Origin of the sequence: Streptacidiphilus jeojiensis, from assembly GCF_042510965.1 — a bacterium.
Classification (GTDB): domain Bacteria; phylum Actinomycetota; class Actinomycetes; order Streptomycetales; family Streptomycetaceae; genus Streptacidiphilus; species Streptacidiphilus jeojiensis.
Genome location: NZ_JBEUKS010000010.1, coordinates 161,694 through 187,046, shown reverse-complemented (window position 1 = coordinate 187,046; position 25,353 = coordinate 161,694). Strand labels below are relative to the sequence as shown.

General features: G+C 72.1%; 19 protein-coding genes. 9 read left to right on the top strand and 10 right to left on the bottom strand.

Features of this window, described 5'->3' with window-relative positions; translation table 11 throughout:
* Nucleotides 1-169 precede the first annotated feature (169 nt).
* Nucleotides 170-4,108, top strand: coding sequence for an FxSxx-COOH system tetratricopeptide repeat protein (gene fxsT, locus ABUW04_RS26605; protein ID WP_380566856.1), 3,939 nt, complete (start codon nt 170-172; stop codon nt 4,106-4,108).
* A 30-nt stretch (nt 4,109-4,138) separates the two neighbouring features.
* Here fxsT and ABUW04_RS26600 read toward each other — a convergent pair whose 3' ends face one another.
* The 3 genes from ABUW04_RS26600 to ABUW04_RS26590 all read right to left on the bottom strand — a co-directional run bounded on the left by ABUW04_RS26600 (nt 4,139) and on the right by ABUW04_RS26590 (nt 6,941).
* On the bottom strand, nt 4,139-5,053 hold the full coding sequence (locus tag ABUW04_RS26600) for a DUF4231 domain-containing protein (protein ID WP_380566855.1): 915 nt from the start codon (nt 5,051-5,053) through the stop codon (nt 4,139-4,141).
* Between the two features lie 70 nt (nt 5,054-5,123).
* Nucleotides 5,124-6,041, bottom strand: a complete 918-nt coding sequence (locus ABUW04_RS26595) for a DUF4231 domain-containing protein (RefSeq protein ID WP_198037274.1) — start codon at nt 6,039-6,041, stop codon at nt 5,124-5,126.
* Nucleotides 6,042-6,152: 111 nt separating this feature from the next.
* Nucleotides 6,153-6,941, bottom strand: coding sequence for a DeoR/GlpR family DNA-binding transcription regulator (locus tag ABUW04_RS26590; RefSeq protein ID WP_030249467.1), 789 nt, complete (start codon nt 6,939-6,941; stop codon nt 6,153-6,155).
* Nucleotides 6,942-7,376: 435 nt separating this feature from the next.
* On the opposite strand from ABUW04_RS26590, the gene ABUW04_RS26585 reads away from it, so the two are divergent.
* On the top strand, nt 7,377-8,783 hold the full coding sequence (locus ABUW04_RS26585; RefSeq protein ID WP_030249470.1) for a PAS domain-containing protein: 1,407 nt from the start codon (nt 7,377-7,379) through the stop codon (nt 8,781-8,783).
* Between the two features lie 5 nt (nt 8,784-8,788).
* Here ABUW04_RS26585 and ABUW04_RS26580 read toward each other — a convergent pair whose 3' ends face one another.
* On the bottom strand, nt 8,789-9,538 hold the full coding sequence (locus ABUW04_RS26580) for a sugar isomerase domain-containing protein (RefSeq protein WP_030249472.1): 750 nt from the start codon (nt 9,536-9,538) through the stop codon (nt 8,789-8,791).
* A gap of 162 nt (nt 9,539-9,700) precedes the next feature.
* Between ABUW04_RS26580 and ABUW04_RS26575 the strand changes: the two genes are divergently transcribed.
* Nucleotides 9,701-10,393, top strand: coding sequence for a metal-dependent transcriptional regulator (locus ABUW04_RS26575; protein ID WP_030249474.1), 693 nt, complete (start codon nt 9,701-9,703; stop codon nt 10,391-10,393).
* Between the two features lie 401 nt (nt 10,394-10,794).
* Here the strand turns inward: ABUW04_RS26575 and ABUW04_RS26570 are convergent, their stop codons facing one another.
* Nucleotides 10,795-11,436, bottom strand: coding sequence for a bifunctional DNA primase/polymerase (locus ABUW04_RS26570; protein ID WP_051724893.1), 642 nt, complete (start codon nt 11,434-11,436; stop codon nt 10,795-10,797).
* A gap of 431 nt (nt 11,437-11,867) precedes the next feature.
* On the opposite strand from ABUW04_RS26570, the gene ABUW04_RS26565 reads away from it, so the two are divergent.
* Both ABUW04_RS26565 and ABUW04_RS26560 read left to right on the top strand, forming a co-directional pair.
* A complete protein-coding gene (locus tag ABUW04_RS26565; protein WP_030249481.1) occupies nt 11,868-13,247 on the top strand; it encodes a hypothetical protein in 1,380 nt (459 codons plus the stop codon).
* Nucleotides 13,248-13,433: 186 nt separating this feature from the next.
* The gene (locus tag ABUW04_RS26560; RefSeq protein ID WP_051724853.1) at nt 13,434-14,561 is read left to right on the top strand and encodes a hypothetical protein; all 1,128 of its coding nucleotides are present in this window, start codon (nt 13,434-13,436) and stop codon (nt 14,559-14,561) included.
* A gap of 43 nt (nt 14,562-14,604) precedes the next feature.
* Here the strand turns inward: ABUW04_RS26560 and ABUW04_RS26555 are convergent, their stop codons facing one another.
* Entirely contained in the window at nt 14,605-15,840 is a 1,236-nt protein-coding gene (locus tag ABUW04_RS26555) for an ABC transporter substrate-binding protein (protein WP_037594286.1), read from the bottom strand.
* A gap of 220 nt (nt 15,841-16,060) precedes the next feature.
* Here ABUW04_RS26555 and ABUW04_RS26550 point away from each other — a divergent pair, with 220 nt between their 5' ends.
* Both ABUW04_RS26550 and purU read left to right on the top strand, forming a co-directional pair.
* On the top strand, nt 16,061-16,510 hold the full coding sequence (locus ABUW04_RS26550; RefSeq protein ID WP_030249488.1) for an SCO4402 family protein: 450 nt from the start codon (nt 16,061-16,063) through the stop codon (nt 16,508-16,510).
* Nucleotides 16,511-16,610: 100 nt separating this feature from the next.
* Nucleotides 16,611-17,480 carry a formyltetrahydrofolate deformylase gene (purU, locus tag ABUW04_RS26545; RefSeq protein WP_380566854.1) on the top strand — a complete coding sequence of 290 codons (870 nt, stop codon included), beginning with the start codon at nt 16,611-16,613 and terminating at the stop codon, nt 17,478-17,480.
* Between the two features lie 15 nt (nt 17,481-17,495).
* On the opposite strand, the gene ABUW04_RS26540 is transcribed toward purU, so the two are convergent.
* Together ABUW04_RS26540 and ABUW04_RS26535 are read right to left on the bottom strand one after the other, a co-directional pair.
* On the bottom strand, nt 17,496-18,650 hold the full coding sequence (locus ABUW04_RS26540; RefSeq protein ID WP_380566853.1) for an anti-sigma factor family protein: 1,155 nt from the start codon (nt 18,648-18,650) through the stop codon (nt 17,496-17,498).
* Nucleotides 18,647-19,219 (bottom strand): sigma-70 family RNA polymerase sigma factor, encoded by a 573-nt coding sequence (locus tag ABUW04_RS26535; protein WP_380566852.1) that lies wholly within the window; start codon nt 19,217-19,219, stop codon nt 18,647-18,649. Before ABUW04_RS26535 ends, ABUW04_RS26540 begins: the two co-directional genes overlap by 4 nt.
* Before the next feature lie 313 nt (nt 19,220-19,532).
* Between ABUW04_RS26535 and ABUW04_RS26530 the strand changes: the two genes are divergently transcribed.
* Together ABUW04_RS26530 and ABUW04_RS26525 are read left to right on the top strand one after the other, a co-directional pair.
* Nucleotides 19,533-19,964: an STAS domain-containing protein gene (locus ABUW04_RS26530; protein WP_051724854.1), complete on the top strand. Its 432-nt coding sequence runs from the start codon at nt 19,533-19,535 to the stop codon at nt 19,962-19,964.
* A 47-nt stretch (nt 19,965-20,011) separates the two neighbouring features.
* The gene (locus ABUW04_RS26525; protein ID WP_380566851.1) at nt 20,012-22,246 is read left to right on the top strand and encodes a bifunctional glycosyltransferase/CDP-glycerol:glycerophosphate glycerophosphotransferase; all 2,235 of its coding nucleotides are present in this window, start codon (nt 20,012-20,014) and stop codon (nt 22,244-22,246) included.
* Nucleotides 22,247-22,265: 19 nt separating this feature from the next.
* On the opposite strand, the gene ABUW04_RS26520 is transcribed toward ABUW04_RS26525, so the two are convergent.
* Together ABUW04_RS26520 and ABUW04_RS26515 are read right to left on the bottom strand one after the other, a co-directional pair.
* Nucleotides 22,266-23,369: an alpha/beta hydrolase gene (locus ABUW04_RS26520; protein WP_030249502.1), complete on the bottom strand. Its 1,104-nt coding sequence runs from the start codon at nt 23,367-23,369 to the stop codon at nt 22,266-22,268.
* 272 nt (nt 23,370-23,641) lie between these two features.
* Entirely contained in the window at nt 23,642-25,279 is a 1,638-nt protein-coding gene (locus tag ABUW04_RS26515; RefSeq protein WP_380566850.1) for a class I adenylate-forming enzyme family protein, read from the bottom strand.
* Between the last annotated feature and the right edge of the window lie 74 nt (nt 25,280-25,353).

Genomic DNA, 25,353 nt, shown 5'->3' with positions numbered 1-25,353 from the left:
CGCACTGCCGACCCTGGGCGCCTTCGAGGCTGAGCTGCCGTAGGCCACCAGCGTGCCATCTTCGGCTTCACCGAGCGCGACCACTGACCGACGACGACTGACCCAGGGCCACTGCACCGACAGCAACGCGCTTCTGACAGCAGCGAACCGGATCCGGCGGAGGGAACCCATGGCCAGCGAGTACCAGGTGGAGGATCGGGGCGGCCGCATCATCACCTTCTACTCCGACAAGGGCGGAACCGGGCGCACCATGGCGCTGGCCAACACCGCCTGGATCCTGGCTGCCAACGGGTATCGGGTGCTGACGGTGGACTGGGACCTGGAGGCGCCGGGACTGGCGCACTTCTTCCGGCCCTTCCTGGACCAGGACGATCTCGCGGCCACCACGGGAGTGATCGACCTGATCATGGACTACCGGGATGAGGCCCTTCGGGAGCAATTCCACGAGGACGGCTGGCACCGGGAGTTCGCCAAGGTCCGGCGGCACGCCCTCTCGCTGAACTGGTCCATGTTCGAGGAGGGCGGCCGGCTGGACCTGCTGTCGGCGGGTCAGGTCCGCAGCGACTACGCGGCCACCGTCGCTGCCATCAACTGGGACCACTTCTACGCCGAGTTGGACGGCAGCCAGTTCTTCGAGGCGATGCGCGCCGACATGCGCGCCCACTACGACTACGTCCTGATCGACAGCCGGACCGGCCTTTCCGACATCGCCGACATCTGCACCGTGGAGATGCCCGACGACCTGGTGGTCTGCTTCACGCTCAGCGACCAGAGCATCGAGGGCGCCTCGACCATCGCCCGCACCATCAACGACCGCTACCGGACCAAGGGCATCCGCATCCTGCCGGTACCGATGCGGGTGGACGACTTCGAGAGGGGCAAGGCGGACGCCGGCCGGGCGCTGGCCCGGCAGCGCTTCGGCGGACTGCCCGAGGACATGAACGAGGCCCAGCTCGCCCAGTACTGGGGCGCGGTGGAGATCCCGTACCGGCCCTTCTACGCCTACGAGGAGATCCTGGCCGGCTTCGGGGATCAGCCGGGCTCGCCGACTTCGATGCTCTCCGCCTGCGAGCGGCTGACGGCGGCGCTGACCCGGGACCAGGTGGTGGGCCTGCCGCCGATGCCGGAGGACGTACGGCTGCGCTACGCCGACTCCTTCACCCGGCGCCGTCCGGCGATAAGGGAGGACATCTTCCTGTCCTACGCGCCCGAGGACCGGATGTGGGCGGACTGGATCGAGGCGCTGCTGACCCGCGCCGGGCTGCGGGTGCTGCCCAGGGAGGTGGGCGCCGACCCCAGGGCCGAGGCCGAGCGCGGGATGGACGCCGCGGCCCGCACCCTGGTGGTGCTGTCCCCGGCGTACGTGCGCTCGCCGCAGGCTCATGCGGTGTGGAACTCGGTGACCGATGCCGACCCGGCGGGCGTCCGGCGCGAGCTGATCCCGGTGCGGGTCGGCGACGTCCGCCTCACCGCTCCGTTCAACAACCGCAACCAAGTGGACGTGCTGCGCCTGGACGAGGCCCAGGCGGCGTCGGAGCTGTTGCGTGCCCTGCGCCGAGGCGAGCAGGACGTGCACAAGCTGCTGGTCACCGGCGGGCCCAGGTTCCCCGGCACCCGTCCGGCGATCTGGAACGTCAAGCCGCGCAACCCGGCCTTCACCGGCCGGTCGGCGATCCTGGACAGGCTGCGGGACCAGCTGCGCGGCGGCAACCCCGCCGTGGTGCTGCCGACACCGACCACGCTCTACGGCCTCGGCGGCGTCGGGAAGACCCAGGTGGCGCTGGAGTACGCGCACCGCTTCATGGCCGACTACGACCTGGTCTGGTGGGTCGACGCGGAGCAGCCCGACCAGGTGATGCTGTCCCTGGCCGAACTCGCCGTCAAACTCGACCTGCGTCCCGGCGACAACGCGGCCGAGGCGGCCGAGGCGGCCAGGGAGGCACTGCGGCAGGGCAGCAGGGTGGACCGTTGGCTGCTGATCTTCGACAACGCCGACCGTCCTTCGGAGATCGCCAGATTCCTTCCGGGCGGCCCCGGGCACGTCCTGATCACCTCCCGCAACCAGGCCTGGACCGGCCAGGCCGAACCGCTGCCGGTGGACGTGTTCACCCGCCAGGAGAGCGTCGAGCACCTGCGCCGACGCAACACCGGGATGTCCCGGGCCGACGCGGACCGGGTCGCCGAGGCCGTCGGCGACCTCCCGTTGGCCGTGGAGATCGCCGCAGCCTGGCTGGAGACCACCGGGACGCCGGTCAGCTCCTACATCGCCGAGCTCCAGGACGAAGCGGTCAAGGCGCTGACCACCACCCAGCAGGAGATCCCGGACTACCCCAGGCGGTTCAGCGCCACCTGGAACGTCTCCATCGCCAGGCTGCGGGACCAGTCCCCGGCCGCCAACCGGCTGCTCCAGCTGTGCGCCTACTTCTCCGCCGACCCCATCGCGATCAGCCTGATCTACAACGACCAGATGATGCGCTCGCTGGTGTCGCTGGACCCGGAGCTGCAGGAGAGTGTGATGCTCGGCAAGGTGGTCCAGGCGATCACCCGGTACGGGCTGGCCAAGGTCGACTCCAACAGCCGCACGTTCCAGGTGCACCGGATGGTTCAGGCGGTGATCCGCTCCGAGCTGACCAGCAGTCAGCAGGAGACGGCCATGCACGAGGTGCACCAGATCCTGGCCGGTGCCCGCCCCGGTTCGCTGGACGTCGACGACTGGGCGAGCTGGCCGGACTTCGAACGGATCTGGCCGCACCTCGGCCCCTCGCTGGCCCAGGACTGCGACGAGTCGGAGGTCCGCCAGCTGCTCATCGACCGCGTCCGCTACCTGTGGAAGCGCGGCGAGCTGGAGGCGGCCCAGGAGCTGGGCCACCGGCTGGAGGACGCCTGGACCGCCAAGCTCGGCCCCGACGACCGGCAGACCCTGCTGCTGCGGTTCCAGCTGGCCAACGTGGTCCGCTCGCAGGGCCGTTTCGAGGAGGCGCTGGAGCTGGACCAGAGCACCTGGGACCGGCAGCGAACCCTGCTCGGCCCCGACCACCTGCACACACTGATGACGGCCGGCAGCCTGGCGAGTGACCTGCGCGCCCTGGGCCGCTTCAAGGAGGCCCTGGAGCTGGACTTGGAGATCTACGGCAAGCTCAGGGATACCTATGGCGAACTGAATGTCAGAACCCTCTTGATAGCGAACAACCTCGCCCTGGATTCCCGCTTCACCGGCGACTACGAGGCCGCCCGCCAGCTGGACCAGGAGACCTACGACAAGCGCGACGCGGTGCTCGGTTCCAACCACCAGGACACCCTGGCGAGCAAGGCGGCGCTGGCCGAGGACCTGCGGGCACTCGGCGACTACGAGGGTTCGGTGCAGCTGCTGGAGGAGTTCCAGGAGGCCTACCGGGAGGTGCCGGTCACCGACCTGCCCAAGCTGCGCTACGCCAAGAGCTATGCGGTGGCGCTGCGCAGGGTCGGCCGCCAGGGCGAGGCCAGGCAGCTCACCAAGGACACCTACGACCGCTATCTGGAGCGCTATGGCGCCAACGCTCCCGACACCCTGGCATGCGCGCTCAACCTGGCGGCGGACTACTCGGCGGCCGGGGACAAGGAGGCCGCCAGGGATTTCGCCGCCGAGGTGTACGAGGGCTATCGACAGTTGCTGGGCAACGAGCACCCCTACACCCTGGCCTGCGCCAACAACGTGGGCATGTATCTTCGGGACAGCGGGCAGCTCACCGAAGCTACGGCGCTGGGCGAGTCCACTCTCGCCTCCATGCAGCGGGCCCTCGGGCCCGAGCATCCCTTCACTCTCTCGGTGATGGTGAACCTCGCCAACTGCTACGGCGACGGCGGAGACCTGGAACGGGCCGAGTACCTGGGGCGGACGGCTCTGCGTGGACTGGTCGAGCGCTACGGACCACAGCACCCCGACGTGGTGGTGTGCGAGGGCAACCTGGCCGTCACCCTGCGTGACTCCGGCCGTCGGGCCGAGGCCGTGGAACTGCGTGGCCAGGTGGTCGAGGAATTGATCCGGCAAGTGGGGGAGGAGCACCCGGCGACCCGCAACGTCAGGGGCTGGAAGCGGAACGGGCGCGACCTGGAGCTCCAACCGGTGTAGCCCCGTTCACGGGTCCTCGTCAGGGCGGCCTCACACCCGGTGCTGGCTGCGCGCCCGCCAGACGATGTGCTCGCGGGAGATGGCGTCCTCGGCCTCCCTGGCCAGGAGGGACCACTCGGCCTCGGCGCCCGGGCTGTCCGGGTCGAGGCGGCTCAGGCGGATGTCGATGCCGTCCAGCTCCCTGGCGGCGAGGCGGTAGGAGGCGCCCAGCGGGCGGTACTGCTTCAGCTGGATCCAGGCCGTCGTGGCCGCGGCGCAGGCGGAGACCATGCCCAGGGCCCGCAGTTGGGGCAGGGCGGTGGCCTCCAGGGCGGCGATGAGCATGCCGGCGGCGAAGACCGCGGCCATCCCCACGCCCCAGAGCTGGACCTTCTGGTCGCAGTCGTCGGCGCGGGCCAGGTACCAGACCCGCTGGGCCCGTACCCGCTCCGAGAGGTAGAGCTCGCGGCGCCGGCGCAGCGATTCGCCGCGGTGGAACCGCATCTCGGCGTTGATCTGCGAGTCGGGGCCCGGCGCCGGGCCGTCGCCGAAGGTGAAGGGGATGTCCCTGACCATCGCGTCGAACCGCTTGATCGCGTCCGCGTCCTCGGCGGGGCCGTCGAAGGGCTGGGCGCGGACCACGAACTTCCAGGTCAGCGCCTTGACCGACTCGGCCGCCGAACGGCCCTCGTACCACTGCTCCTGCGGGGCCCGGCGGTGCAGCCGCAGTGCGGTGCCCGCGGCGCCGGCGAAGCAGGCGATCGAGATCAGCGGCACGACGTTGATGCCGTTGATCCGGTGCTCGGGCAGCGCCCCGAAGAGGGCGGCCAGGATGGTCAGTCCCAACTGCCAGCGGTACCAGTGCAGGGCGAAGTCCTGGCCCCGGAGCGAGGCCAGGTCGGCAGCCCAGAACGGGTCCGGAAGCAGTTCCGCCTCACGGTTGCGCGGTGGGTCCTGATTCGGCATCCATGTCCCCCTAGGCTTTCCATCAGTCTGCCCAGTGGACCCGCTGCCGTACAGAACGCGAACATGTGCTTCAGACTCTGCGGTCGCGCCTGGCCCGCCAGATGGTGTGCTCCCGGGAGACCGCGTCCTCGGCGTCGCTGGAGAGCCGGGCCCAGACCGCCTCGGCGTGCTGGGCGGTGAGGTCGAGCCGGCTCAACTGGGCTTCGATGAGGTCGAGTTCACTGGCCGCCAGGCGGTAGGCGGCGGCCAGCGGGCGGAACTGCTTGAGCTGGATCCAGGCGGTGACCGCGGCGGCGATGGTGGTGCACACCCCGAGCAGGTGCAGGTCGAGGATGCCCAGGAACTGGGTCAGCGCCACCACCACGGCCAGGATGATGGTGCCGGTGGAGACCAACTGCCAGGTGGTGGTGGCGTTCTCGCAGCGTTCGGCCCGGGACAGGTACCAGACCCGCTGGGCCCTGATCCGCTCCTGGAGGTAGAGGTCGCGGCGCACGCTCAGCGGGGTCTGCCGCAGCCGGTGCATCTCGTCGGTGATCATCGGTTTGGCGCCGGGCGGGATCACCGGGCTCTTCTGGAACGCCGCGAAGACCTCGCTCATCTGCTCCAGGTAGGCGTTGTCGGAGTCCAGCGACTCGCCCTCGCCGGCGAACGGCCAGGCCCGCACCACGTACTTCCAGACCAGGGTCTTCACCGACTCGGCGGCGGCGCGGCCCTCGTACCAGAGCGACTGCGGCTTCTCGTGGCCCAGCCGCCACCAGAAGTAGCCGGCCCCGGCGAAGAAGGCGGCGGAGACGGCCTGGAACCAGTTGAGGTGGTTGTGCCGGACATCGGTGATCCCGGCCAGCGCGGCCAGCACCAGCATGAGTATCTGGCCCCGGTACCAGCGGATGGAGCGTTCCTGGCCCTGCAGCGACGCCTGGTCGGCCGTCCAGAAGGGCTCGGGGAGCAGTTGCCGCTCCCGGTGGCCAGGTGGATCCTTGTGGACCATCGACATCCCCCTTGTCTCGACCGTCCTCGCCAGTGTGACGGTGCCCAGGGGTGCGGCACAGCACACGTATCCGCCGAAGTTTCGATACGCCTGGCGGGAGTTGACCGACGGTCAGGCCCGGATGACCTGCACACCGGCCTGCTGGAACGGCTTGATCTGCTCGTCGCTCGCGCCGGAGTCGGTGACCAGGACGTCCACGGCGTCGATCCCGCAGATCCGGGCGAAGGCGCGGCGGCCCACCTTGCTGCTGTCGGCGACCACCACCACCCGCCGGGCCCGCTCCACCAGCAGCTTGTTGACGCCGGCCTCGGCCTCGTTCCGGGCGCTGGCGCCGTCCTGGGCGTCGATGCCGTTGACGCCCAGGACGGTCAGGTCCAGCGTCAGTCCGGCCAGCACCGGGGTGGCCAGCGGGCCGACCAGTTCGTAGGAGCGGGCCCTGGCCACGCCGCCGGTGAGGACGACCTTCACCTCCGGCCTGATGGTCAGCTCGTGCGCGATGTTCAGGGCGTTGGTCACCAGGGTCACCGCCTCGGTGTCGGCCGGCAGCGCCAGCGGGACCAGCCGCAGCGCGATGGCCCTGGCCGTCTCGGTGGTGGTGGTGCCGCCGTTGATCCCGACCATGGTGCCGAGCTCCACCAGGGCGGCGGCCGCGACGGCGATCCGCAGCTTCTCCTCGGCGTGGCTGGCCGCCTTGTAGCGCAGCGGCAGCTCGTAGGTGATCCCGCTGACCTTGGCCCCGCCCCGGGTGCGCACCAGCAGCTGCTGCTGGTCCAGCTCGTCGAAGTCGCGGCGGATGGTCGCCGGGGAGACGTCGAGGTGCTGTGCGGCCTGCTCCACCGAGAGTTGCTCGGAGCGGCCGAGGAGCTCCAGCAGGGCGGTGCGTCGGGCGTGCTTGTCCATACCTGCCATTCAAGCCCATCGTGCGGGCATGGGAACGGCCCCTGGGCCTGCTCCTGTCCCCTCGAGGAGGTGACAGGCGCCGGAGGACGGCCGGCGGGCCCAGGGGCCGGGTGACTGCTCTGGATTGCCCCGCCGCCCTTACGCGCACAGCGGGTAAGGGCTGCTAGGAAGCAGCCACCTCACGAGTCCCGGAAGTACTCATACTTTCGGATCACCTCCTTTCAGTGTGCCGACACTGTAGGCACGCTCCCGCAGCGGCGGCAACGGCATTATTCGGCGGTCCCTGCACCGGCGCCGCGCCGCCGGCCCCCAATAGCGCGAATCCTCCCGGTCGGGGGACATTTGGCGGAAACCTGTGTACACGGCGGGACAGGCGAGTTGAATGGCTTCGCCCAACGGATCGATCGAAGCCCGGTGGGGGAGGCGCCTCTCATCATGAACATTCCCGCCCAAGGCCCGGCGGCCCCGCCGCTGGACGCCGATGCCAGGCTGCTGTCGGCCCTGCTGGACGGCATGGAGGTCGGCCTCGCCGCGATGGACCGCGACGGCGTGCTGACGCACTGGAACCGCGAGGCCGCCAGGCTGCTCGGCTGGACCGCCCAGGAGGCCGTCGGCCGGGTCGGCCTGGAGGGCTGGGCGCTGCGCCCGGGGGACTCCGACGCCGTCCGCGCGCAGCTGCTCGGCGTGGCCGGAACGCCCCGGGTGCACGAGTTCGCGCTGCTCACCCGGGACGGCCGCCGGGTGCTGGTCCGCGCCCAGGCGCACCGGGTCACCGCCCCGGACAGCCGCCCGCTCGGCCTGTACTTCGCCTTCTCCGAGGCCGGCACCCAGGTCGAGCTGGAGCGCTCGCTGGCGCTGGCCGAGGCGATGATGGACGAGGCACCGACCGGGGTGGTCCTGGTCGACGCCGATCTGCGCCCCGCCGCGGTGGGCGAGTCCGCGGCCCGCTGGCTGGACTGCGACCGCAACGCGCTGCTCGGCCACCCGCTCGGCGAGGTGCTGGGCGACGGCGTCCAGGAGTTGGAGGCCGCGCTGCAGCACGTCCTCGCCACCGGGAAGCCGCTCAGCGGCGTCAAGCTGTGGGCCGCGCTGCGCACCGACCCGTCCCGGCGCCGCTGCTGGCGCAGCGAGTTCGTCCGGCTCGGCTCCCCGCTCGGGGAGGAGCCGGTGCCGCTGGGCGTGGCCTGGTTCTTCGAGGACGTCACCCTGCACGAGCAGGCCGAGCAGGAGGGGACGGTGCTGCGGTTCCGGGCCACCCAGCTGCGCCGGGCCGGGCAGGCGGCGGCGGAGTGCGAGGACCCGATGGAGGGCGCCGTCGGCTACCTGGACTTCGTCCTGGCCGGGTTCGCCGACTACGCGCTGCTGGACGTGCTGGCGCCGGCGGACACCGCTGCCACCGGTGCGGGCGGCACGGCCGACTCCGCCCCCGGCGGGGACCTGGTGCGCGCCGCGGTCTCCCCGGTCGGCGCGCCGGCCCAGGCGGCCGCCCTGGAGCCGACCGGCATCCCGGCCCGCTACGGCGAGGTCCACCCGGCGGTCCGGGCGCTGGAGCGGGCCGGAACGGTGATCGTCTCCGACTCCGGCGCGCCCACCGTGCCCACCACCCCGTCCCAGGGGCCCGGTCCGGTGCTGGACTGGGCCCTGCTGCGGCGCTGGCCGGCCGGCACCGTGCACGGCCTGTGCACGGCGCTGCGCAGCCGCGGCCGCACCGTCGGCGTGATCACCTTCCTGCGCGGCTCCGGGCGCCAGCGCTTCGACCGCGCCGACACCGCCTACGCCGAGGACATCGCGGCCAGGGTCGCCGCGGCGGTGGACCTGGCCGGGACGCCGCAGAAGGTGTAGCGGGCTCAGAAGGTGTAGAAGACCCGGTCCCGGTGCTCCGCCATCAGCTTGGCGTTCCAGTCCATCCCGCCGTCGACGTTGCCCGAGCGGAACAGCGGCGGGGTCAGGCCCTGGGCGGCCAGCTTGCCCACCGCCACCGCCACCACGGCCTGCATCAGCGCGATGGTGGTGATGCTGGAGACCGGCCCGAAGGTGGTGTCGGCCCCTTCGGCGGTGAGCTCGCCGTCACCCACCGCGATCTTGTTGTCCAGGACGATGTCGCACTCGTCCTTGAGGTAGTGGCCCGAGGGGTGCCGCGAGGAGACCGCCTGCGGATAGGCCAGTGATGTGACTCCGATCACAGTCAGCCCGCGCTCCCGGGCGTGCGCGGCCAGCTCCACCGGCATCACCTGCCGCCCGGACAGCGAGATCACGAACAGCAGGTCGCCGGGCCGGGCCGGGCCGGCGTCCAGGGTGGTGGTGGCCAGCCCGGCCACCCGCTCCAGCGAGCTGCCCAGATGCGCCGGCACCACGTTCACGCCGGTGACGCCGGGTACGTCCAGCAGGTTCATCAGCACCAGGCCACCGGCCCGGTAGACCACGTCCTGCGCCGCGAGCGAGGAGTGCCCGGCGCCGAAGGTGAAGATCCGGCCGCCGTCCCGCACCGTGTCGGCCAGCACCTGCGCGGCTCTCTCGATGCCCGCCGCCTCCTCGTCCCTGACCCGCTGCAGCAGGGAGACGGCGGCGTCGAAGTACTGCCCGGCAAGATCGCTCATCGGGTCTGTGCTCCCTTTCGTGGGGGTCATCCGCTGGCACGTTGACGCCTCCGCCGGTGCCCTGTCAACAGCCACCGGACGGACGCACAACGGGTTTGTCGGTGGGATGCGTCAGAATTGGTCTGCGACGACGCTGGACGACGAGGAACGGAGCCCGCGGCGATGAGCGGTCACCTGATCGATACGACTGAGATGTACCTGCGCACCATCTTCGAACTCGAGGAGGAGGGCGTCGTCCCCATGCGCGCCCGGATCGCGGAGCGCCTGGAGCAGAGCGGCCCCACCGTGAGCCAGACGGTGGCGCGGATGGAGCGGGACGGCCTGCTGGAGGTCGCCGACGACCGCCATCTGGAGCTGACCGAGGGCGGCCGGCAGCTGGCGACGCGGGTGATGCGCAAGCACCGCATCGCCGAGTGCCTGCTGGTGGACGTCATCGGGCTGGAGTGGGAGCAGGTCCACGCCGAGGCCTGCCGCTGGGAGCACGTGATGAGCGAGGCGGTGGAGCGCCGGGTGCTGGAACTGCTGCGGCACCCCACCCAGTCGCCGTACGGCAACCCGATCCCGGGCCTGGAGGAGCTGGGCGAGGTCCCGGCGGACGAGTCGGCACTGGAGACGCTGGTCACCCTGGACCTGCTGGCCCCGGGGTCCGAGGGCAAGAGCGTGGTGGTCCGCCGGATCGGCGAGCCGATCCAGACCGACGCGCAGCTGATGTACACCCTGCGCCGGGCCGGGGTGCAGCCGGGAGCGGTGGTCAGCGTGACCGACGCGCCCGGCGGGGTGCTGGTCAGCAGTGGCGGCGAGGCCGCCGAGCTGGACAAGGAGATCGCCGCCCACGTGTTCGTGGTCCGCGCCTGAGGCACCGGACACCGCCTGTACAGGACGGAAGGACCCGGCTCTTTCCCCGAGCGCCGGGTCCTTCCGTTCCCCCCGTCTCCCCCGCCGTTTCCCCCCGCCCGGCTTCCCCTCCGGGCTCCCCCTCGTGCCCCCGCACTCGCGGCCTCTCCTGCGGCGGCTCCTTCCGGACGGTTGATCCTTACGACCCCATTCCTCCCCTCGGCAGCAATCCGCAATCCTTGAGCGCTGTCACTCGAAAGTGGGGCTTTTTCACCCGCATGCATGGGTAGGGATGACATTCCGTCAGAAACTGTCGGGAACCCGGAGCGAACGGGCGCAGAGCTGTGCCCCCGCGGCCCGGAGGTGTCGGGCCGGTCGGGGGCACAGGGGGATGCCGGGCTGCGGCTGACGGTCGCTCAGGATCAGGAGACCGGCGACGACAGCGGCGCCTCTCGGCCGCATGCGTAGGCGATGGGGTTGATCAGCTCGGTGGCCTCGGGCAGCCAGCGGTTCAGGGTGGTGGGCTCCCTGGCCCACTGGGCGAAGCCGAAGGTGCCCACCCGGGTCGGCGGGGCCACGATCCAGTCGCCCTCGCCGTGCCCCATCAGGTCCAGCCGTCCCGGCCCCCAGCCGAGCCTGCGCAGCAGCTCCGGGAGCTTGGGCAGGGAGCCAGGCAGCACCAGGAAGACCAGCCGCCGGCCGCGGCCCGCGGTCCCCGCCCCGCCGCCGGGGACGGCCAGGACCGGGCCCAGCTGCAGGCCCATCCGCTCCATCCGGGCCAGTGCCAGGCAGCCGGCGATCTCGGGCACGTCGATGGCGTCGAAGGCGCGGCCGGTCGGCAGCAGCACCGAGGCCAGCGGGTTGTCCGTCCACCAGCGCCGGACCACGCCGGGGCCGGCGCTGGCCTTGCGGGCCCAGTCGCGGGTGGTCGGGTGCGCGCCGGGGGCGGGACAGCCGGGGTCGCCGCAGGAGCAGCGCAGCGGGCCGTCGTCCTCGATCAGCCAGCTCCCGGCGGCGACCTCCCAGTGCCGCTCCTCCGCGTAGCGGACGGCTGCCTCGATCAGCGGGTCACGGCCGGTGTCCTGACGGGGTGTGCGGTCCTGATGGACGGCGGCGTCGTGACGGACGACGTCGTGATCGATGGAGTTCGGCCGAGTGGCTCCCAGGGTGTCTTCCACGCCGTGCACAACTTGCGAGGACGGAGCGGGTTACGGGCGTTGCCACGAAAGTGGATCTGCGTCCTCCGGCGGGCGGGGGCGCGTCGGTGCACGGACGGGGCGCACAGGGGGCCCCGGGGCCGCCAACGGGTATCCCCTCGGGGAGACCTCTGGCTACCCTGGACGGAATGTCTCAATTGCCGTGCTGCGGCGAGCTTCTGACGGCGTCGTGCCGTCAATGCAGGGGATTGACGCCCGGACAGGCTTCACATGCCCCTTTGCGGGGAATGCTGATGACCTGTCGGGGTGACCATCACGCTCGAGGGGGAGGCACGTCCATGGCCGCCAGACCACTGGTCGCACGACAGCCCAACGAACGCCTCCAGGCGTTGATCCAGGAGGCGGGCTGCTCGAACGCCGGGCTGGCCCGGAGGGTGAACCTCTGCGGTGCCGAACACGCGCTCGACCTCCGCTACGACAAGACCTCGGTGGCCCGTTGGCTGCGCGGCCAGCAGCCGCGCGGGCAGGCTCCCGCGGTGATCGCCGAGGCCATCGGCCGCAAGCTCGGACGGTCCGTCACGGTCGAGGAGATCGGGATGGCGGACGGCCGCAACCTCTCCTCCAGCATCGGGCTGCACTTCTCGGCCACCCTGTCCGGAGCCGTCGAACAGGTCTGCGAGCTGTGGCGCAGCGACGTCGGCCGCCGCGACTTCCTGATCGGGACCTCGGTCGCCGCCTCGGCCCTGGTGGAGCCCAGCCGGGACTGGCTGATCACCCGCCCCGACGAGCAGGTGGCCCGCAACGGCGGCCCCCGGGTGGGCCTGGCGGACGTCGAGGCGGTGCGGGCGACCACCGAGATGCTGGTGGAACTGGACCACCGGTTCGGCAGCGGGCACGTCCGCCCGGTGGTGGTGCACTACCTCAACAGCGTGGTCTCCGGCCTGCTCTCCGGCTCCTACCGGGAGGAGACCGGGCGGGCGCTGTTCGCCGCGGTGGCCCGACTCACCGAGCTGGCCGGCTACATGGCCATCGACACCGGGCAGCCCGGCCTGGCCCAGCGGTACTACATCCAGGCGCTGCGGCTGGCCCAGGCGGCCGGGGACCGCGCCTACGGGGGCTACGTCCTGGCGGCCTCGATGAGCCATCTCGCGGCCACCCTGGGCAACCCCCGGGAGATCTCCCAACTCGCCCGCGCCGCACAGGAGGGCGCGCGCGGCGCGGCCACGCCCACCGCGATGGCGATGTTCTACGTCGCCGAGGCCCGTGGGCACGCGCTGCTCGGCGACGCCCGCTCCTGCGAGGCGGTGGCCGCGCGCGCGGCCGAGGCGATGGAGCACAGCCGCCCGGAGGAGGACCCGGCCTGGATCGGCCACTTCGACGGCGCCTACCTGGCCGACGAACTCGCGCACTGCCACCGGGACCTGGAGCAGCCCCGGCAGTCCGCCCGGAAGGCCGAGGAGGCGCTGCGCGGCCATCCGGAGACGCGGGTGCGCCGCCGCGCGGTGGACCTGGTGCTGCTGGCCACGGCGCAGTTGCAGCTGAAGGACGTGGAGCAGGCGTGCGAAACCGGCGCGCGCGCCGTGGACTTGCTCTCCGGGCTGCGTTCGGCGCGCGGCGCCGAGTACCTCGACGACTTCCGGCGCAGGCTGGAACCCTTCCGCGAGCAGCGCGTGGTACGGGAGTTCCAGGCGCGGTCGTTGGCGGAGGCCGCGGCCTGAGCGGCTGGTGCGAAGCCGGGGTGCCGTCAATACAGGAGGGTTCATAGCCACTCTTCCGGGCGAACCGGTAGCGTGGGGCTGTTCATGGCGCCGTCGTAGCAGCAGAGGTGTCCTGAGTCGGCCAGTGGTCCCGCCCCGGTGCCGGGGGCAGAGCAGCCCGCGCACCGGGCGAAGTGAGGAAGCGCGTTGAATCTCCGTCGCCCCAGCAACGACGAGCTGACCCCCGAGGACCTGTTCAGGCCCGAACCGGCCGGCGGCCCGGCGGGTGGCCGGCAGCCGGGGGCACCCATGCCGGGCGAGATCATCCGGTCCTCGCCGGACGGCCTGCCGTGGAACGCCCCGACCCAGGCACAGCCGGAGGGGCACCCGGAGTACTACGGCGAGCAGGCGTACGGGGAGCCCGGCTACGGCGAGGTCGGCTACGGGGAGCCCGGCTACGGCGGTGAGCCCGGCTACGGTCCCGCGGCGCAGCAGGCCGCTCCAGGGCAGGAGGCGTCGACGCAGTTCCTGCCGCCGTTCCCGCCGGCTCCGCAGCCGCAGCAGCCCTCCTACGGCAACGGCTACCAGCAGCCCGCCCAGCAGCAGGGCTACCCGCCGGCCCAGGGGTACGACCAGGGCGGCTACGCGACCCAGGCCCACCCGCAGGCCCAGGGCTACGGCCAGGGCGGCGGCTACGACGACCGTCCGGCCCGCCGCTTCAGCACCCGCACCATCGGCATCGCCGTGGTGGCCGGCTGCGCGGTCGTGGGCATCGTGGTGGCCGCCGCGTTGGCCGGCGGCGGCTCGCCCAAGGGCGCGACCGCGGCCGGCAGCACCGCCTCCACGGCCGCCAGTTCCGCGGCGAGCGGCAGCACCTCCGCGTCGGCGGCGATGACCCAGGCCAAGGCCATGTCCGACCTGCTGGCCACCGCCTCGCACAGCCGTGCGGCGGTGATCAGCGCGGTGAACGACATCACCCACTGCCAGAACCTGGACCAGGCCAAGGAGAACCTCACCACCGCGGCGGGGCTGCGCAAGCAGCTCGTCGACCAGCTGGGCAGCATGCAGACGGACCAGCTGAAGGACGGAGCCGCGCTGGTCGCAGCGCTGCAGCAGGGCTGGAAGGCCTCGGAGAGCGCCGACAGCCACTACGCCTCCTGGGCCGCCGAGTCCAAGGGCAGCTGTGCCAAGGACAACAAGCCCAGGAACGGCGGCCGCAACGCGGCCGACGCCGCCAGCGGCACGGCGAGCGCGGCCAAGGCGAAGGCGTCCCGACTGTGGAACGCCATCGCCGCGGACACCGGACTGCCGAAGCTGTCGGCGACCCAGCTCTGAGCCGGCCCGGAGCCCGCCCGCTCCGAGCCGGCCACCCGCCGCGCTACTGCTTCAGCAGCAGCGTCCGCACGTCCTGCAGCCCCGACGTGCTCTCGGCGAGCTGGCCCTTCTGCACGCTCAGGAAGGTCACCTTGGTGTTCACCAGCCGGGGTGCGGCGGCCAGCGGAAGCTGGTCGCCCATTCCCCAGGACAGCGGCGGGGTCTGGCCGCCGGTGTCGATCGGCCCGCTGGAGTCCAGGGCGATCCGCACCGACTTGGCGTCCACCGGTCCGGTCATCCCGGAGACCACCTTGCGCAGCACCTCGTAGGCGATCCAGGTGGTCTCCTCCCCCGGGTCGGCCGTGTTGATCCGGTTGTCGGTGAAGGCGTAGGCCTTGACCAGGGTGTGCAGCGAGTTCCAGACCGGGCTGCTGTCCGGCGGGTACCAGCCGGTGGCGAGCAGGGACTGCAGCGGGCCGCCGGCACCGCCGGTGGAGTCCACCAGGGACTGCTGGACGCTGCCGATGACCGAGGAGAGCTGGGTGTGCCGGGGGGCCTGCAGCCGGTAGTCGTCGAAGAAGGTCGCCGTGGAGGCGGGGTCCAGGGCGGTGGTGACGCAGTTGCCCGGCTGGTCGTCGCCGATGGCCTGCACCGCCGCCTTGGCGTAGCCGCTGAGCCCGGAGTCGACCGGGACGTCCACGGTGGTCACCTGGCCGGTGGAGAGTCCGGCCCTGAGGGAGCCCAGCATGGTGTCCCCGAGCTGGCTCTGCGGGCGGACCACGGCGACCCGGTGGCAGCCGGCCCTGACCAACTGCTCGCCGTTCCCGGCCAGCAGGGTCCGGTAGCCGCCGTTGACGGGGTAGGAGTAGATCGCGCTGAACTCCTCGGCGGACAGCCCGAACCCGCCGAGGTAGGGGATGTCGGCCGCCTCCAGCAGCGGCATGAAGTCGCCGCCGAACTGGCTGTAGGAGCCGACCACCGCCACCGCCCCCTCGGCGACCGCCTGGTTGGCGCAGGCCACGGCGCCGGCGCTGGTGTTGTGCTCGTCGCAGGTCAGCACCTTGAGCTTGCGCCCGCCGATCCCGCCGGTGGCGTTGAAGTCCTTGGCTATCGCGGTGGCCAGTGCCGGCATCCCGGCCTGGCTGCCCACGGTGCCCTCCTCGGGGGCCCAGGTCATCACCGTGACCGTGTCGTGCTCGGAGGCGTCGGCGTTGCCGCCGCAGCCCGCCAGGCCACCCAGGAGCAGGGCCGTGCCCGCGACCGCTGCGACGGTGCGGCTCGATCGTGCGGTGGACCTCATGGCACGCCGTTCCCTCCCTGGGGGGCGGGCTCCGGTCGGCCCGCCACGTAGCTCGGGGGAAAGCCTCGGGGCGGCTGGGGACAGTGGTGCGGCGCTCCGGGGAACGCCGGGCCAACGCCGTGGGAACAGCCGTGGCAATGGGAACGTAGGATCGATTCTCATGCAGGGTTCGCAGCGCAGTTCCGAAAAGCCTTCTCGAACGACCCCTCGCTCGGGGAGCATGGGCGCCATGCCGCTCACTGACATCCCCTGGTGGCGCTGGCGGGCCCGGGTCCGTTCAGCCCTGCACATGCTCGGAGACCCAGCGTTCCAGCAGGAATGCTGGGCCACCGGCCGGGAGGGCTACGGCGACGTCACCGACGCCGTGTACCGCCTGGTCGAGGACACCTGGCTGGACCGCTGGTCCGCGGAGAAGTACGTCGGGACGATCGTCCGGGACTCGGCCGAGGCCGCCCTGGTCGACACCGCCGTGCTGCGGGTGCTGCGGATCATGCACCAGGTCGGCCCGGACGCCCCCTCCGCCGCGTACCTGGCGCACCACGGCTGGCCCGAGGCGGTCCGCGCGTGCCACGACGCCCACGTCCGGCTGACCCTGAACGACGGCGAGGACCCGAACCTCCCGCCCCGCTCGCTGGAGGTGCTGTCCATCCTGACCCGCGTCGTCGCCTGAGGGTCGTCGCCTGAGGGCCGTCGGGTGAGACGGGTCGCCGGGCGCCGGGCGGTCTGTGGCACGCTGTCTGCTCAGCAGTCCGCACGAAAGGCAGTCTCCGGTGTCCCAGCAGCAGCCCGGCACGGGCCAGTACGTACTGACCCTCTCCTGCCCGGACAAGCAGGGCATCGTGCACGCGGTATCCAGCTACCTCTTCCTCACCGGCTGCAACATCGTGGACAGTCAGCAGTTCGGCGACGGCACCAGCGGGCTGTTCTTCATGCGGGTGCACTTCTCCGCCGAGGCCCCGGTGACCCTGGAGAAACTGCGGGCCAGCTTCGCCGCCACCGGCGACGCCTTCCGGATGGACTGGCAGATCCACCCCTCCGCCGAGCGCGCCCGGGTGCTGCTGCTGGTCAGCAAGTTCGGCCACTGCCTCAACGACCTGCTGTTCCGGGCGAGCACCGGGGCGCTTCCGGTGGACGTGGTCGGGGTGGTGTCCAACCACACCGACTTCCAGGACCTGGCCGCCTCCTACGGGGTCCCGTTCCACCACATCCCGGTGACCGCCGCGACCAAGTCCGAGGCCGAGGCGGCGCTGCTGGCGCTGGTCGACGCCGAGCAGGTGGACCTGGTGGTGCTGGCCCGCTACATGCAGGTGCTCTCGGACGACCTCTGCAAGGCCCTGACCGGGCGGGCGATCAACATCCACCACTCGTTCCTGCCGAGCTTCAAGGGCGCCAAGCCCTACCACCAGGCGCACGCCCGGGGCGTGAAGCTGATCGGCGCCACCGCGCACTATGTGACGGCCGAGCTGGACGAGGGCCCGATCATCGAGCAGGAGGTGGTCCGGGTCAGCCATGACGTCACCCCCGAGCAGCTGGTCGCGCTGGGCCGCGACGCCGAGTGCCAGGCGCTGGCCCGCGCGGTGAAGTGGCACGCCGAGCACCGCGTCCTGCTCAACGGCAGCCGCACCGTCGTCTTCGCCTGACGCCCAGGGCGGGCCTCAGGGCCGGGAGAGCAGCGGAGCGGCGTGCAGCAGGTCGCGCGCCGCGCTGCGGTCGCCGGTGATGCCGTGGGGTGTCCGGTCCGGGTCGCGGTGCGCCGCGCACAGGAAGCAGAACTCGACGCCGTCGATGGCGACGGTGGCCACCGGTTCGGTGTCGGCCGGCAGCGGCGGGGCGTCCGGAGGCGGGACGTCCAGCGGTACCAGCCACTCGCTCTCGCCGCGGCCCTCGATGATCAGCTTCACCGCCCGGGCACCCCGCGGATCGCCGTAGGACGAGTCCTGCCGGCCGGCCGGCGTGGCCGCCGCACCGGTCGCGCGCAGCGCGGCCAGGGCATGCGGCAGCAGCCGGGTCGCCAGCCCGACCATGGCCCGGATGTGCACCCCGCGCGGCGGTCCGTACGGCCAGCCCACCGCCTCGGCGATGTCCTCGGCGTGGACCCAGCACTCGAAGGCGCGGTCCACGAAGGCGTCCCGCAGCGGGAGCCGGAACGCGCCGTAGTCCACCAGCAGGTCCCCGGCCGGCGTGGCCCGTCCGGCCGCCTCGGCCAGCGCGGCGGTCTCCACCAGGGCCCGGGTCTGCTCGCGCCAGAAGGCCCGGACGGACTCGGGGCCGCGGCGCCGCTGCAGCGCGGTCAGCCGTTCGGTGCGCTCCACCAGGTCGATGCCGCCGTCGGGGGAGGGCACCGGGTCGGTCAGGCCCAGGGCCCGGGAGACCACGCCGTCCACGGCGGCGAGGTGGCAGAGCACCTCGGCCGGACGCCTCTGCTCGGTACCGCCGTGCCAGGGCAGCTCCGCGCGCTCCAGCCAGTCGAGTTCGCCGAGGTCGCGCAGCAGCGCGTCCAACCGGGCGGTCTCGGCGACGAAGGCGCCCGCGTAGTCGGGGACCCCGACCTCCGCCGGGCGCCGGGCCAGCGCCCGGGACAGCACCTGGGTGCGCAGGCTGGGCGCCGGATCCAGCGGTTCGTCGGCGGAGAGCCAGCCCGCGGCGTCCCGCAGCCGTCCGGCCTCCTCGGTGCAGCCTGGGCAGCCGGCCAGGTGCTGCTGGACCTGGGCGGCCTCCTCGGCCGGGCAGGCGTCCAGCGCCCAGGCGCCGAGCAGTCCGCGCAGGGTGTCGTGGTCGGGCGGCCCGCCCGGACGTATCGGGGCGCTCATGAGGTGTGCTCCGTGGAGAGGGCGGTGGCCAGGAGCTGGAGGCCGAGCCGCATCCGGTGCTTGGCGGTGGCCGCGCTGATGCCGAGCTCGCGCGCGGCCTGCTGGTAGGTGCGGCCGCCGAAGTAGGTGAGCACCAGGGTCTCCCTGAGCGCCTGCGGGAGCGAGGTCACCACGTGCTGGACCCGGGCCGCCGTCGCCTCGGCGAGGACCTGCTCCTCCATGCTGGAGGACTCCGGCGGGGCCGCCGGATCCTCCTTGCCGTTCCCCGGGCCGGCCGCCGGCGCCTGGTCCCGGCGCAGCCGCTCGACGGCGCGGCGGTGGGTGAAGGTGCCGATCCAGGACCGCATCGAGCCCTGGGCCGGGTCGAAGTCCGCAGGATGCTCCCAGACATGGGCGAAGACGTCCCGGACCACCTGCTCGGCGGCCTCGGAGTCGTCCAGGACGCGGTTGGCCAGTCCGAGCACCAGCGGGGCGAACTGGTCGTAGAGCTCACCCAGCGCGGACTCCTCGCCCCTGGCGAGGCGCCGCTGGATCTGGCGGTCCCACCGGATGGGGGCCGATGTCGCCATGGGCACCACCCTTCCTCGGGCCCCGGGGAGTTCGGAGTGCCCCTGCTCGGAATGTCCCTGCTTCGAACCTAGCGCTGCCGACCACGGTGGCAGGCTGCTTCGTGGAAAGTGCCGCGCCGCCGACCGTTTCGGATCGGACCGTTTCGGATCGTAACCCTGTACGGACTGTGATCCGGACTGTCGTCCGCCGTCGGCTCCCGATAGCCTGATGCTTCGTCAAGGACACTCGGTGACCGTTTTTCCCGGACTTTTGTCCCCTGTCGCCACCTCCGTCCCATCCACCGCCCCAACGACCCGAGAATCGCGGCACAGCGTGAGCACACTGACAGTGACAGCCGAGGCACTCGACAACTGGACCCTGCTGCGCGTGGCCGGAGAGATCGACCTGGCCACCGGGGCGGTGGTGCGCGACCAGGTGCACGACGCCGTCGCCGCCGGGCAGCGCCGGATCCTGCTGGACCTCAGCGAGGTCCGCTTCTGCGACTCCACCGGCGTCGGCGTGCTGATCGCCGCCCGCCGGCTGCTGCGCTCCTGCTCCGGGGAGCTGCGGCTGGTGCTGCCGGCCGCCCGGGACAACCGCGGGAGCAGTAACTCCTACAACAGTGAGGTGCACCGGGTGTTCAACGCCCTGGGGATCCGCCGGCTCTTCGACATCCACCCCGACCTGGTCTCCGCCAGCGGTCCGGCCAGTTGTCCGGTCGGGAGCGGGGGCCGGTCCGAGGTTTCTTCCAGGGTCGCCGAGTAGTCTCGGAGGGCTCGACCCCGGACCGGACCTGGAGTGAGAACCAACACGTGAACGCGCCCGCCACCGCTGTCTCCCTCTCCGTCGTGCTGCCGGTGTACCGGGTCGCCGACTACCTGCCGCGCTGCCTGGACTCCGTGCTCGCCGCCGACCTCCCCGGGCTGCAGGTCGTCGCGGTCGACGACTGCTCGCCCGACCGCAGCGGCGCGATCCTGGACGAGTACGCCGCCCGCGACCCCCGGCTCACCGTGCTGCACCTGGACGCCAACCGCGGCCTCGGCGGCGCCCGCGAGGCCGGCCTGGAGCAGGCGACCGGCGACTACGTCTGGTTCGTGGACAGCGACGACTGGCTGGCCGAGGGCGCGGTGCAGGCGGTCGTCGAGCGGCTGGCCGCGGACCGCCCCGACGTCCTGGTCACCGGCTTCGCCCGGGTCTACGCCGACGGCGGCGTGGAGCCCGACACCTGGCGCGGGGCGATGGCGGACGCCCCGGCCACGCTCACCCTGGCCGAGCGCCCGGCGCTGCTGAACATGATCCTCTCGGCCTGGAACAAGGTGGTCCGCCGCGACTTCCTGCGCGGCCTGGACGTCCGCTTCGGCGACGGCTTCTACGAGGACCTCTCGGTGACCTACCCGCTGCTGCTGGCCGCCGAGCGGATCAGCCTGCTCCCGCAGGAGCTCTACTTCTACCGGCGCGAGCGCGAGGGCGCGATCACCAACACCGCCTCGCCGCGGCACGCCGAGGTGTTCGCCCAGTACGACGCGGTCTTCGCGTTCCTGGACCGCCACCCGGAGATCCCCGCCGGGCTGCGCCGGCTGGTCTTCGACCGCACCGTGAAGCAGGCGGTGACCCTGCTGGACACCCCGGGCCTGGTCCCGGACGGACTGCGGGCGGAGTTCTTCCACCGCGCCTCGGCGCACTTCCGCCGGTACCGCCCTGAGGGCTACGGCTACCCCGGCGGGCTGCGCGGGGTCCAGTACCGGCTGGTCGACCGCGACGCCTGGGGCGCGTACCAGCGGCTGCGCCCGCTGCAGACGCTTCCGCGCACCGTCCGCCGGGGCGTGCGCCGCACGGCCCGCCGGGGACTGCCGATGGCCCGCCGGGCCGTGCGCAGCACCGCCAGGCGCACCCTGGCCACGGCCTACCGCCGGCTCCCGCTGGACGAGAACCTGGCCGTCTACGCCGCCTACTGGTACCGCGGCTACGCCTGCAACCCGGCCGCGATCTACCAGAAGGCTCGCGAACTCGCCCCCGACGTACGCGGGGTGTGGGTGGTGCAGACCCGGGCGCAGGGCGCGGCGATGCCCCCGGACGTGCCCTGGGTGCTGGAGAACACCCCGGCCTACCTCAAGCTGATGGCCACCGCGAAGTACCTGGTCAACAATGTCAACTTCCCGCACACCCAGGCCAAGCGGCCCGGTTCGGTGCACATCCAGACCCAGCACGGCACCCCGCTGAAGTACCTCGGCCTGGACCTGCGGGACCGCCCGGAGGCCGCCGCCGGGATGGACTTCGACCGGCTGCTGGAGCACGTGGCCCGCTGGGACTACCTGGTCTCGCCCAACCCGCACTCCACCGACGCCTTCGGGCGCGCCTACCCGGGCGGCTACCAGGTGCTGGAGACCGGCTACCCGCGCAACGACCGGCTGGTCGGGGCCACCCCCGAGGAGGTCGCCGCGATCCGGGACGGCCTCGGCATCCCGGCCGGCAGCACCGCGGTGCTCTACGCGCCCACCCACCGGGAGCAGCACTCGGAGTACGTCTCGGCGCTGGACCTGGAGGCGCTGGCGACCGCGCTCGGACCCGGTCACACGCTGCTGGTGCGCACCCACTACTTCTACGCCCGGCCGGACGGCGCCGACCCGGCCGGCGGCGCGGACGGGAGCGGGGCCGGGCGGGCCGGGATCCTGGACGTGTCCGGGCACTCCTCGGTGGAGGACCTCTACCTGGCCGCCGACGTCCTGGTCACCGACTACTCCTCGGTGATGTTCGACTACGCGGTGCTGGACCGCCCGATGGTGGTCTTCGCCCCGGACTGGGACGACTACCAGTGCATCCGCGGGGTGTACTTCGACCTGATGGAGCAGCCGCCCGGCCTGGTCACCACCACCCAGGAGGAACTGACCGCGGTCCTGGCCGACCGCTCGGCGAGCGGCTTCGCCGGCGCCGGTGCGGCCAAGCTGCGCGCGGCGTTCCGGGAGCGCTTCTGCCCCTGGGACGACGGCGGCGCCGCCGAACGCGTGGTCCGTGCGGTACTGCCGGTCGCCCCGGGGGCCCAGGACTGACGGACGGTCAGTTCTCCGGTCAGCGTCCGGTGATCTGTTTCGACATCCAGGTCAGCATCGGAGTCATCTCCTTGATGAAGGTCCTGGTGTCGTGGTCACCGCTGGAGAGCGTCAGCACCTGGCTGGTCCCCGGCTTGTGCAGGGCCCTGATCAGCGCCCTGGCGTCCTCGACGGTCGTGCCGTCGGTCCGCACCCCCTGGGCCATCAGCACGATGTCGGGCTGCTGCTTGGCCTTCTCCAGCAGCAGCAGCGGGTTGTTGGCGGCGGCCAGCGCCGGGTCCTTGAGCACCACGGCGGCGTCCGGGGCGTTGTAGCCGGACATGCTCACCCCGGCGTGGAAGACCTGCGGGTACTTCACCGTGAGGTTGGCCGCGCAGTAGCCGCCGGCCGAGTAGCCGGCGATGCCCCAGTTCTTCGGGTTCCCGGACACCCGGAAGTTGTGCTTCATCAGCGCCGGGACGTCCTTGGCCAGCCAGGTCGCGGTCTGGTAGCTCCCGGGCAGGTTGGCGCAGCCGGAGTCCCTGCTGCCGCCGAACATGTTGATCTTCGCCGAGACCAGGATCATCGGCTTGACCTTGCCCTCGCTCATCAGCGTCCGCATCGCCGAGTCCGCGTGCATGCTGCCGAACCAGGCCTTGGGTGTGCCGGGAGTGCCCGGCAGCAGTTCCAGCACCGGGAAGTCGGTGTGCGCGTACGCCGGCTCGTTGTACTGCGGGGGCAGCCACACGTAGATGTCGCCCTTGATCCGTGACTCGGGGCCGACCGCGTCCGCCGAGAGCACATCGCTGTTGTACTTGCCGAAACTGAGCTTCTGCGCCGAGACGTCGCTCGCCCCGGACGCGCCCCTGCCGTCGCCGCTCCCACCGGAGGCCGTCAGCTGCACGCTGGCGTCCTGGCCGAACAGCGAGCCCCAGGTGTCGTAGAACGGTCCCATCCGGTTGTTCACGAAGACCAGGACCATGAGCACGGCGGTGAACTGGCTGAAGACGATCAGGCCGACCCTCGCGGTGGTCTTCACCGGGGCCGGCCCCGGTATCCGGTTCCAGACCAGCACCAGGACCACCACGGTCAGTACGACCAGGAGGATGGTGACGACGAAGAACGGCGTACCTGTGAGACTCATCGCTGACCTTTCCGGATTCTCCCGCCGTCGTCGGCAGGGGCCGAGGGGCCCCGCTGGACGGAATCCGCAGGTGAAGACGCACGGCAAGGCCATCAGGTTGCTTGCAGGGGTCTTCTTCGCAGCCACATGGCGATTCCGGGACGCGAGCTTGCCTTGAGCCTACCTGGATGCCCGCTGTGAGCCTCATACCGTCGGATGACCTTCGTCCCGGACATCCGGCGGGGTAGCGGGGAGTACGTCCTCCGGGAAGTCCCGGATGGACAGGCGCAGGATCAGCCCTGCGGGTCCTGCCAGGGGAGCGCCGAGAACAGGTCGCGCAGTTGGTGCTTGAGCACCTTCCGCAGCGTCTCGTTGCGCGGGAGCGCGTCCACGACCTCCAGCTGTTCCGGGATCTTCTGGGCCATCAGCCCGGCCGAGCGCAGCCGTTCGGCGACCTCCGCCAGCGTCGGCGGCCGCACCCCGGGCCGGCGCTCGACCACCGCGCAGACCCGCTCGCCGCGCACCGGGTCGGGCAGTCCGATCACCGCGACGGCGCCCACCCGCGGGTCCTGGTAGAGCAGGTCCTCGATCTCCTTGGCCGAGATGTTTTCACCCTTGCGGATGATGATGTCCTTGAGCCGTCCGGTGAGCACCACATGCCCGTCGTCCCGGACACGGCCCAGGTCGCCGGTGCGGAGCCAGGGGCCGGCGGAGTCGACCACGGCGAAGCTCTCCTCGGTGAGGGCCGGATCGGTGTAGCCGCGGCAGACCATCGGCCCGCGCAGCCACACCTCCCCCTCCTCGCCGAGCGCGGCCTCGTCGCCGTCCCTGCGGACCACCCGCACCTCGCAGCCGGTGACCGGGTGGCCCTCGGTGTTGGCGAGCTGCTCCGGGGTGTCGGTGGGGGAGCCCATGCAGATCGCCGGGACCTCGGTCATCCCGTAGCCGTGCGCCAGCACGCAGCCCATCTCCTCCAGCACCTCCCGGTACATCTCCGGCGGGCGCGGCGCGCCGCCGCCGGAGATGATCCGCAGGTCGGCCAGCAGCCGTTCGCCGGGCGGCAGTCTGCGCTGCTCGGCGAGGAAGGCGGCGTAGAACGCGGTGCTGCCGCCGGCCATGGTGACGTGGTTGCGCCGGTAGGCGGGGAGCGCCTCGGGCAGCGCGAAGACCTCCACCAGCAGCGCGGGGAATCCGTGCACCAGCATGGTGACCAGGTAGTCGGGGCCGCCGATGTGGGCGTAGGGGAAGGCGATCGAACCGACGTCGGCGGGGCTCATGCCGAGCGCGTCGGCGAGTCCGGAGCCGCCCGCGATCAGGGTGCGGTCGGTGTGCTTGGCGCCCTTGGGGGCCGAGGTGATGCCGGAGGTGTAGTAGATCCAGCGGATCGGGGACCGCTCGTCGGAGAGGTCGGTCCGGGGCGCGGCCGGCAGTGCGGCCGGATCGCCGAGCGGGAGGTCGGACTCGGCGTAGGCGGTGACCACGCGCGGCGGTTGCGGCAGCGCGCTGCCGGTCTTCTCGGCGAAGGCGGTGTAGTCGAAGCCGCGCCAGCTGCCGGGGGTCAGGTACAGCTCGGGGCGGGCCTCCTGGAGGATCTGCGCCACCTCGGCGCCCCGGTAGATGGCGATGATCGGCGTCTGCACGGCGCCGAGCCGGGCCAGCGCCAGCGAGACCAGCACCGTCTCGACGCGGGTGGGCAGCTGCCAGGCGACGGGTGTGCCCTCGCCGACGCCGTACTCGGCGTGCAGCCCGGCGGCGACCCGCAGCGCCCGGTCGCGGACCTCGCGGAAGCTGAGCACCCGGTCGGTCCCGGCCTGCGCGTCGACCTCCTGGATCAGCATCGGGGCGTCCGGCGTCGCGGCGACCCGCCGCTCCAGCAGGTCCCAGAGGGTCCTGGCCTCGGCGACGCTGCCGGGCGTGGCGGTGCTGGGCATGGGGACCTCCCGTTGGACTGACCGACTACCTGACGAGCGGACCACCCAACTGACTGACCGTCAGATGTGTGACG